We start from the raw sequence: 9,416 nt of genomic DNA on the forward strand, positions 1-9,416 counted from the left end.
CCCCGGAGGCCCGCTCGTGCAGTTCCAACAACTGGTGTCGTTCCTGGCCATCGCCGAGGAGCACAACTTCGGCCGGGCGGCGCGCAGGCTGCACCTGGCCCAGTCCTCGGTCAGCCTCCAGCTCAAGCGGCTCGAACGCGAGGTCGGCGCGCAGCTGGTGGCCCGCTCGTCGCACCAGGTCAGCCTGACGCCCGCGGGCGAGGTGTTCCTGGACGAGGCGCGGCAGGTGCTGGAGCTGGCCGACCACGCGGTGGCGGTGGCCCGCGCGGTGGCCGACGGGCGCGCGGGCAGCCTGCGCGTCGGCTTCAACTTCGCCGCGGGCCGCCTGGTCCTGCCGCCCGCGCTGACCCGCCTGCACGCCGAGCACCCGGACCTGCGCGTGCACCTCGGCGAGAAGCGCAGCGGCCCGCAGCTGCGCGCGCTGGCCGACGGCGAGCTGGACGTGGCGCTGGTGTTCGGCGCGCCGACCGCGGCCGGGCTGGCCGCGGTGCCGGTGTGCCGGGTGGACCTGGTCGCGCTGGTCACCGACACGCACCGGTGGGCGCGCCGGGACAAGATCGGGTTCCGCGAGCTGGCCGGGCAGCCGTGCGTCCTGTTCGGACGCGAGCAGTGCCCGGCGATGTACGACGAGCTGCGCGCCATCGCCGGGCGCACCGGCACCGAACTGGACGTGGTCGCCGAGATCGACGACCCGCTGGCCACCGCGGTCACCGTGCATGCCAGGCAGGTCGTCGGGTTCGCCTCCGCGCCGCGCTGGCACCAGACCGGGCCCGCCGGGCTGGTGACCGTGCCGATCGTGGACCCGGTGCCCAGCCTGGTGATCCACGCCGCCTGGCGCCGGGACGATGACTCCCTGCCGGTGCGGTCGTTTCTCCAGTGCCTGGGGCGCGGTGCGGATCACAGTTCCGCGGCAAGCGGGCGGGGCAGGGCTGATTACGCGGACCTATCGACCGTTCGCCCGTTGGGCGTTGCCCGGCCCGCGGTGCCTGGACCACGATCGGGCCGTCCGCTGGTCGAGGCCCGGCCCGCACGCAGATCGGAGTGACCGTGCACGAGAACCACGCGGTGGCCCAGACGCCGCCCCTGGTCCCGATCGCCGCCGACGACACCCTGACCGATGCCCTCTTCCACTACGCCACCGTCGATCCGACGCGGACGGCGTTCAGCAGCCGCGCCGGTCTCGACTGGCAGGACGTCACCTACGGCGAACTCGCCGACCGGGTGCGCGCGCTCGCCGGTGGCCTTGTCGCGGCCGGTGTCGGCCCCGGTGACCGGGTGGCGATCCTCGGTCCCACGAGCGTCGACTGGGCGGCCGCCGATCTCGCGGTGCTGCTCGTCGGCGCGGTGACCGTGCCGATCTACCCGACCGCGTCGGCCGAACAGGTCCGGCACGTGCTGCGGGACGCCACCCCGGCCGCGATGTTCGTGGTCGACCGCTCCCGCCCGATGGTCGACGGCCTCATCGAGGCACCGAGTCTTGTGTGGACACTGGGTGCGGAACTCCCCGGCACAGCGGACATCGAGACGCGCCGCGCGGCCGTACGCGCCGACGACATCGCCACGATCGTCTACACCAGCGGCACGACCGGCACTCCCAAGGGCTGCCTGCTCACCCACCGCAACATCCTGCACGCCGCCGTCAACGTGGTGGCGACGCAGCCGGAGCTGTTCCAGGCCGAGAACGCGTCCACCCTGCTGTTCCTGCCGCTGGCCCACGTCTACGGCCGGGTCGTGATGTTCGGCTGCCTGTCGGCGGGCGTCCGCACCGGCCTCGTCGGCGACGCGGGGGAGCTGGTCGGGCAGCTGCCGGTGTTCCAGCCGAACTTCCTCTACGGCGTGCCCTACGTGCTGGAGAAGATCCGCAAGGCTGTGCGTGCCCGGATCGGCGACGCCGAGCAGACCCTGGTCGACCACGGCCGCGCCGTCCGCACCGGCATCGCGAGCGAGCAGCCGACCGGTCCCGCCGTGGACGGGCTGCGCGCACTGCTCGGCGGCCGGTTGCGGCATATGATCTGCGGCGGTGCCTCGCTGGACGAGTCCACTCTGGACTTCTTCACCGGCGTCGGCCTCACCGTGCTCGGCGCCTACGGCCTCACCGAGACCACGTCCACGGTCACCATGAGCGCCCCCGCGACCAACCGCCTCGGCACGGTCGGCCGCCCGATCCCGGACACGACCGTCATGATCGCGCCCGACGGCGAGATCCTGGTTCAGGGCCCGCACGTCTCGCCCGGCTACTGGCCGGCCCCCGATGGCGCTCCCGAGTGGGTGCACACCGGCGACCTCGGCACCCTGGACGACGACGGCTACCTGCGGATCACCGGGCGTCGCAAGGAGATCATCGTCACCAGCGGCGGCAAGAACGTCGCCCCCGCGCCGCTGGAGGACCGCCTGCGGCTGCACCCGCTGGTCGCCAACTGCATGATCGTCGGCGAGGGCCGCCCGTACGTGACCGCGCTGATCAGCATCGACACCGCGGCGGCCGACGAGTGGCCCGGCGACGTGACCGCCGGGGTGCAGGCGGCGGTGGACGCGGCCAACGAGCTGGTCTCGCGCGCCGAGTCGATCCGCCGCTTCTACGTCATCGCGGGCGACTTCACCCTCGCGCGTGGCCATCTCACCCCGTCGCTGCGGCTGCGCCGGGCGGTCGTCGAGACCGATTTCGCCGACGAGATCACATTCCTCTACGCGGGCTGAGGTAGCGGACGAAAAAGCCACCCGGTCGCCCCGACGCGACCGGGTGGCTTTCCCGTGCGGGTTCAGCCCGCGTTCATCCAGCACACGTAGTCGAAATCGACTTTGCCGACCAGTGTGCCCGCTGTGTCGTGCAGAAGAGCCTTTCCGGTCATTTCGTGCCGGTCCGCTGTACGGGTGCCGACAATGCGCTCGACGACTGCGGATTCGACGGTCCCGGTGGCTCGCACCAGCCCGGTCGCGGGCCGCAGGAAACTCACCTTGCTCTCCCGCAGCACGAAGCTCTGCACGGCCGCGATCCGCGGCGCGACCGCCCCGGAGAACGCCGCCGCGCAGGCCACCTCGGCCGCCAGGAACATCGCGCCTGCGTGCACCGTGCCCAGGTGGTTGCGCATGTTCGGCTGGTCGGGGACCTCGGCGACGGCCTCGGTCGGCCCCAGCGCGGTGATCCGCACACCCACGTGGTTGACGAACGGCACCACCGAGTCGACCAGCTGTCGGATCCGCTCGTAGTCGGGCGCGCCCGACCCCACCGCCGCGGCCAGCGCCGCCTGCGCCCGGCCGACTTCCTCGGAGAATTTGCTCTTGGGAGGCATGTGGAAGAGTAGGCCACCGAATTCTGGACACCGGGTTAACCGGCGCTCGACAACACGGGAATAAGACCGGTCGGCTGGACTCGATAGGCCCGGTAAATGGGCTGATAGTGATGCGCGATGACCGTTGACCGAGTGTGGAGCGCTTAAGTAGAAATTTAGGGGAATGGGGAAAGCGCGAGCTCGGGGAGTCAACCGATGTATGACGCAATCGTGGTCGGCGCGCGCTGCGCGGGCTCGCCGGTGGCCATGCTGCTGGCCCGGCGCGGCTACCGGGTGCTGCTGGTCGACAAGGTCACCCAGCCGACCGACACCGTGTCCACGCACTACCTGCAGCAGTACGGCCTGGCCGCGCTCCAGCGCTGGGGCCTGCTCGACGCGCTGGTCGCCACCGGTGTCCCGGCGATCACCCGGATGACGGTGTCCTACCTGGACAACCGCATCGACGGCTTCGCCGACCCGCTGGACGGCGTGGCCGCCACCTACGCCCCGCGCCGCACCGTGCTCGACCCGATCCTGCTCGACGCCGCCAAGGCCGCGGGCGTGGAGGTCCGCGAGGGCTACACGGTGCGCGAGCTGGTCACCGAGGACGGCCGGGTCGTGGGCATCCGCGGCGGCCGGGGCGCGGAGGCGCCGACCGAGGAGCGCGCCCGGATCGTCATCGGCGCCGACGGCAGCCAGTCCTTCGTGGCCAAGGCGGTCGGCGCGGAGATCTACAAGACCATCCCCGCCGCCTCGTTCGTCTACTACTCGTACTGGACCGGCCTGGACACCCACTTCCACAGCCGCATCGGCGTCGACCAGCAGGTCGGCGTGTGGCCGACCAACGGCGGCCGCACCCTGATGGCGATCATGAAGCCGCTGGACCGCTGGGCCGAGTTCCGCACCGATGTCGAGGCCAACTTCCTGCAGGTGGTCAAGGACGTCGTGCCGGACATCGCGGAGCAGGTCGCCGACTCCGGTGAGCGCCAGGAGCGGTTCACCGGCATCCGCTACCCGGACAACTACTACCGCCGCTCGCATGGCCCCGGCTGGGCGCTGCTCGGCGACGCCGGTTACCACAAGGACCCGATCACCGGCCAGGGCATCAGCGACGCCCTGGTGCACGCCGAGCTGCTCGCCGACCACGTCGAGCAGGGCCTGGCCGGGCAGCGGCCGCTGGACGAGGCGGTCGCCGAGTACGCCGCGGTCCGCGACGAGCGCACCGGCTCGGCGTTCGAGTTCGCCGCCACCATCGGCGAGCTGCGCCTGCCCGCGCACCTGGCGGCGATCTTCCAGGTGCTGGCGGTGAACGAGACCTACGCCAAGGACTTCTACAACGTCATCGCGGGCGCCATGCGCGGCGAGGACTTCTTCCACCCGGACAACGTCGCCAAGATGCTCGGGTCGGTCTGATGCCGGTCCGGCTGACCACCGTCGGCGACAGCTTCGCCGAGGGCCGCGGCGACCCGCTGCCGGACGGCACCTTCCGCGGCTGGGTCCCGCAGCTGGCCGAGTCGCTCGGCATCGCCCCGCACGAGGTGCTCAACCTGGGCGCCTACAACGCCACCACCCAGGACGTGCTCGACCACCAGCTGGCCCGCGCGATCAGCGTGGACGCGCCGCTCTACGGGGTCACGGTCGGCGGCAACGACCTGGTCCGCGGCTCCTTCGACGAGCAGGCGTTCCAGACCGGCCTCCGGCACATCCTGGGCGGCCTGAGCCTGCGCGGTGCGCGGGTGTTCACCATCAGCTGGCCGGACATCCCCGGCAAGCTGCCCGGCCTGACCGAGGAGAACCGGCGGGCCCTGCGCGTGCGGTTCGCCGCCGCCAACGCGTTCATGGACCGGCTCACCGCCGAGCTGGGCGTGCGCTGCTACGACATGATCGACACCCCGCTGACCAGGGACCCGGCCATGTGGGGTCCGGACGGCATGCACCCGAGCCCGGCCGGACACCGGGCCATCGCGGCGGGTTTCGCCGCCCTCCTGAGCTGAGACCCGTGCCCGACCACCGTGCCAGGTGGTCCAAGAAGGGACGCAAGTGACTTCCCACCAGCAGCACCGCACGGCCGACACCCCGATCGCCATCGTCGGTGTCGCGGGCCTGTTCCCGATGGCCCACGACCACCGCGACTTCTGGCAGAACATCGTGGACGCCGCCGACTGCACCCAGGACGTGCCCGCCTCGCGCTGGCGGGTCGAGGACTACTACGACCCGGACCCGGGCGCCCCGGACAAGACCTACTGCACCCGCGGCGGTTTCGTGCCGGACGTGGCGTTCAGCCCGCTGGAGTGGGGCCTGCCCCCCAACCAGATGGAGGTCACCACGGTCGTGCAGATGCTCAGCCTGGGTGTCGCGCGGGACCTGCTGCGGGACGCGGGCGCGGTCGACTCGACCTGGTACGACCCGGCGCGCACCGGCGTGGTGCTGGGCGTCGCCGGGCCGACCACGCTGTCGCACCCGTTGGCGGCGCGGTTGAGCACGCCGGTGCTGCGCGAGGTGGTCCGCTCTTGTGGACTGTCCGAACAGGACGCGGAGGAGATCGCCGCCCGGTATGTGGAGGCGTTCCCGCCGTGGGAGGAGAACTCGTTCCCCGGCCTGCTCGGCAACGTGATCGCGGGCCGGGTGGCCAACCGGCTCGACCTGGGTGGGATGAACTGCACGGTCGACGCGGCCTGCGCGTCCTCGCTGTCCGCGGTGCACATCGCGATCGGCGAGCTGCTCTCCGGCCGCGCGGACATGATGATCACCGGTGGCGCGGACACCGAGAACTCGGTGTTCGGATACATGTGCTTCGCCAAGACGCAGGCGCTGTCGAAGTCCGGCCGCATCCGCCCGTTCGACGACTCGGCCGATGGCACGCTGGTCGGCGAGGGCATCGGCATGCTGGCGCTCAAGCGCCTCGCCGACGCCGAGCGCGACGGCGACCGCGTGTACGCGGTGATCCGCGGCGTCGGTGCGTCCAGCGACGGCCGGTTCAAGAGCATCTACGCCCCGCGCGCCGAGGGCCAGGTCGTGGCCCTGCGCCGGGCCTACGCGGACGCGGACTGCTCGCCCGCGTCCATCGGACTGTTCGAGGCGCACGCGACCGGCACCCGGGTCGGCGACAAGACCGAGCTGACCGCGCTCAACGAGCTGCTGTCCTCGACCACCGAGGAGAAGCGGTTCGCCGCCATCGGCAGCGTCAAATCGCAGATCGGCCACACCAAGGGCGCGGCGGGCGCGGCCAGCCTGATCAAGCTCGCGATGGGCCTCTACCACAAGACGCTGCCGCCGACGATCAATGTGGAGCGTCCCAACACGACGATCGACTTCGACGCGGCCGCCTTCTACCTCAACACCGGCACCCGGCCGTGGATCACCGACCCGCGCCGCCCGGTCCGCCGCGCCGCGGCCTCGGCGATGGGCTTCGGTGGCACCAACTTCCACGTCGTGCTGGAAGAGGCCAGCGCGGACCGTGCGGTGACCCGAACCCTGCACCGCACGGCCCACGCGTTCCTGTGGCACGCGCCCGACCGTGACGCCCTGCTGGACCTGCTGCGCTCCGGCGCGGAGCCCTCGCTCGGTGCGATCCCGGCCGACCACGCGCGGATCGGTTTCGTGGGGGAGGAGCTGCGGGAGCAGGCCATCGCGGAGCTGGCAGGCTCGGACGCGGAGCAGTGGTCGCACCCGTCGGGCATCTTCTACCGTCGGCGCGCGCTGCCGTCGGTGCGGGTGGGCGCGCTGTTCGCGGGACAGGGCAGCCAGTACGTGAACATGGGGTTGTCGGCGGTGCTGAACAACCCGTTGCTTGGCACGGCTTTCGACGAGGCCAACGCCGTGTTCGACGGCTCGTCGCCGCTGCTGTCGGAGGTCGTCTACCCGGCGGCCACGTTCGACGGCACCACCGACACCGACCGCGAGCTCGCGTTGCGCCGCACCGAGTACGCCCAGCCCGCCATCGGCGCCCTGTCGGTCGGCCATTTCCGCTTCCTGCGTGAGCTGGGTCTGGAGTGTGCCGGGTTCCTCGGCCACAGCTTCGGCGAGCTGACCGCGCTGTGGGCTGCCGGGTCGCTTTCGGACAGTGACTTCTTCGAGCTGGCCCGCGCCCGCGGCCTGGCCATGTCCCCGCCTGCCGCGGACTTCGACGCGGGCGCCATGGTCGCGGTGGACGCCGACCGCGCGACGGTCGAGGAGATCCTGACCGCGCACCCGGACGTCACGGTGTGCAACCACAACGCCCCCGACCAGGTGGTCGTCGGCGGCGCCACCATCGCCGTCGCGGATGTGGTCGCGGCTTGCAATGCCCGCGGCCTCACCGCCAAGGTTCTCCCGGTCGCCGCCGCCTTCCACACCTCCCACGTGGGCCACGCGGTGGACGCCTTCCGTGCCTCACTGTCCACTGTGGACATCGCGGCTCCCATCGGCCCCGTCTACGCCAACACCCGCGACGCCGCGTACGGCGAAGACGTGGACGCGAACCGCACCGTCCTGGCCGAACAGCTGCGCAACCCGGTCGAGTTCGTCACCGCCCTCCAGTCCATGCACGCCGACGGCTGCACGGTCCTGGTGGAGTTCGGCCCCCGCCGCGTGCTGACCCAGCTCGCCATCCGCACCCTGCCCGACATCGAGACCATCGCCATCGACCTGGGCCCCAAGGTCGACAGCGACCTCGCCCTCAAACGCGCCGCGATCCAACTGGCCGTCCTCGGCGCCCCCATCACCGACATCAACCGCCACGACGCCCCCGCGCCGCACCGCCCCGTCCCGACGGGCATGACGATCACCCTCAACGGCCGCGACCACGTCCCGGACACCCGTCACGCCGCCTACGCCACCGCCCTGAACGGCGACTACCAGGTGGAATCCACCCGCCCCCGCCACCAGGCAACCGGCGAGCCCGAACCCCACACACCCGCCCACCCCGAGCCGCACTCGCGCACCCCCGAGCAGGCCGAAGCAGGCAGCCTGTCCGTGACGGCGGCAAGCGGTGATCGTGCGTCGGAAGTGGCGCACGCCCCTGTTCAGGTCGAGTTGCGTGAACCCGTGCCGGAAGTCATCCCGGTGGAAAGCGAGCCCACGTCGGTGCCTGTCGAACAGCCCCTGGTCGCGGGCTTCGGCGAGATCGCCGCCCGCCACCTCGACCTGCACACCCGCTACGTCGAGGGCCAACTCCGCGTCGCCGACGGCCTCGTCTCGGCCCTGCGCTCCGCCCCCGATGGCGGCGCGGGCCTGCACGCCGCGGTGGAAGCTGTCACCGACCAGAGCATCGCGATCGGCGAGGCGCACGTCCGCGTCAACGAGATCCTTGCCGCCCTCACCGAACTGGAGTTCTCCCCGACCCGCCTGGCTCCCGCCCCGGCGCTCCTCGCGACCCCGGCAATCTCGGCTACCCCGGCAGCGCCGACCACACCGGCCCTGACCACCCCCGCGCCTGCCACGCCTGACCAGGCGACTGTTCCGGCTCCGGCCGCCGTTGCCCCGGCTGCTGGTCCGGCAACCCCGGTGACCCCACCGGTCTCGCAGGCGCCGACCGCCCCCGACCTGGCCAAGCCTTCCCCGGTGGGCAACGGCCAGACCAAGGCGGGCAGCACCCCGGCCGAGATCGAGTCGGCCCTCCTGCGCATCGTCGCCGACAAGACCGGCTACCCGCCCGAGATGGTCGACCCCACCATGGATCTGGAAGCTGACCTGGGCGTCGATTCCATCAAGCGTGTCCAGATCCTCGGCACTCTGGGTGAGCGTTTCCCCGCACTCCCGGCCGTCGGTCCGGAGCAGGTTGCCGAGTTGCGCACGCTGGCCGATGTGGTCGCCTACATGGGCACTCCCGCTGCCCCGCAACCTCGGTCTGAGGACCAGGCGATCCAGACCGCTCGGCCCGAGTCCAGTGACGCCATCCAGGCCGCTCTCGTGGAGATCGTGGCCGACAAGACCGGCTACCCGACGTCGATGATCGACCCGACCATGGACCTGGAAGCCGATCTCGGCGTCGACTCGATCAAGCGTGTGCAGATTCTCGGCACTCTCGGCGAGCGTTTCCCCGCACTCCCGGCCGTCGGTCCCGAGCAGGTTGCCGAGTTGCGCACGCTGGCTGACGTGGTCGCCTACATGGGCGCCCCCGCCCTGCCTCAGTCCGATGGCCGGGCGATCCAGGCCGTCCTGGTCGAG

General features: G+C 71.7%; 6 protein-coding genes. 5 read left to right on the forward strand and 1 reads right to left on the reverse strand.

Translation table 11 applies throughout. The features are described 5' to 3' along the window. Positions 1 to 16: 16 nt before the first annotated feature. Together C503_RS0129485 and C503_RS0129490 are read left to right on the forward strand one after the other, a co-directional pair. Positions 17 to 1,045 carry a LysR family transcriptional regulator gene (locus tag C503_RS0129485; RefSeq protein WP_018685825.1) on the forward strand — a complete coding sequence of 343 codons (1,029 nt, stop codon included), beginning with the start codon at positions 17 to 19 and terminating at the stop codon, positions 1,043 to 1,045. After that, on the forward strand, positions 1,042 to 2,697 hold the full coding sequence (locus C503_RS0129490) for an AMP-dependent synthetase/ligase (protein WP_018685826.1): 1,656 nt from the start codon (positions 1,042 to 1,044) through the stop codon (positions 2,695 to 2,697). Before C503_RS0129485 ends, C503_RS0129490 begins: the two co-directional genes overlap by 4 nt. A 62-nt stretch (positions 2,698 to 2,759) precedes the next feature. Here C503_RS0129490 and C503_RS0129495 read toward each other — a convergent pair whose 3' ends face one another. After that, positions 2,760 to 3,290, reverse strand: coding sequence for a PaaI family thioesterase (locus C503_RS0129495; protein ID WP_018685827.1), 531 nt, complete (start codon positions 3,288 to 3,290; stop codon positions 2,760 to 2,762). 195 nt (positions 3,291 to 3,485) lie between these two features. Between C503_RS0129495 and C503_RS0129500 the strand changes: the two genes are divergently transcribed. The 3 genes from C503_RS0129500 to C503_RS0129510 all read left to right on the forward strand — a co-directional run. After that, positions 3,486 to 4,682 (forward strand): NAD(P)/FAD-dependent oxidoreductase, encoded by a 1,197-nt coding sequence (locus C503_RS0129500; RefSeq protein ID WP_018685828.1) that lies wholly within the window; start codon positions 3,486 to 3,488, stop codon positions 4,680 to 4,682. Next, positions 4,682 to 5,263 (forward strand): SGNH/GDSL hydrolase family protein, encoded by a 582-nt coding sequence (locus C503_RS0129505; protein ID WP_018685829.1) that lies wholly within the window; start codon positions 4,682 to 4,684, stop codon positions 5,261 to 5,263. Before C503_RS0129500 ends, C503_RS0129505 begins: the two co-directional genes overlap by 1 nt. A gap of 46 nt (positions 5,264 to 5,309) precedes the next feature. Beyond that, the coding region (locus C503_RS0129510; protein ID WP_018685830.1) for a type I polyketide synthase at positions 5,310 to 9,416 on the forward strand (4,107 nt) is incomplete at its 3' end.

It is taken from the genome of Actinokineospora enzanensis DSM 44649, assembly GCF_000374445.1.
Classification (GTDB): Bacteria; Actinomycetota; Actinomycetes; order Mycobacteriales; family Pseudonocardiaceae; genus Actinokineospora; species Actinokineospora enzanensis.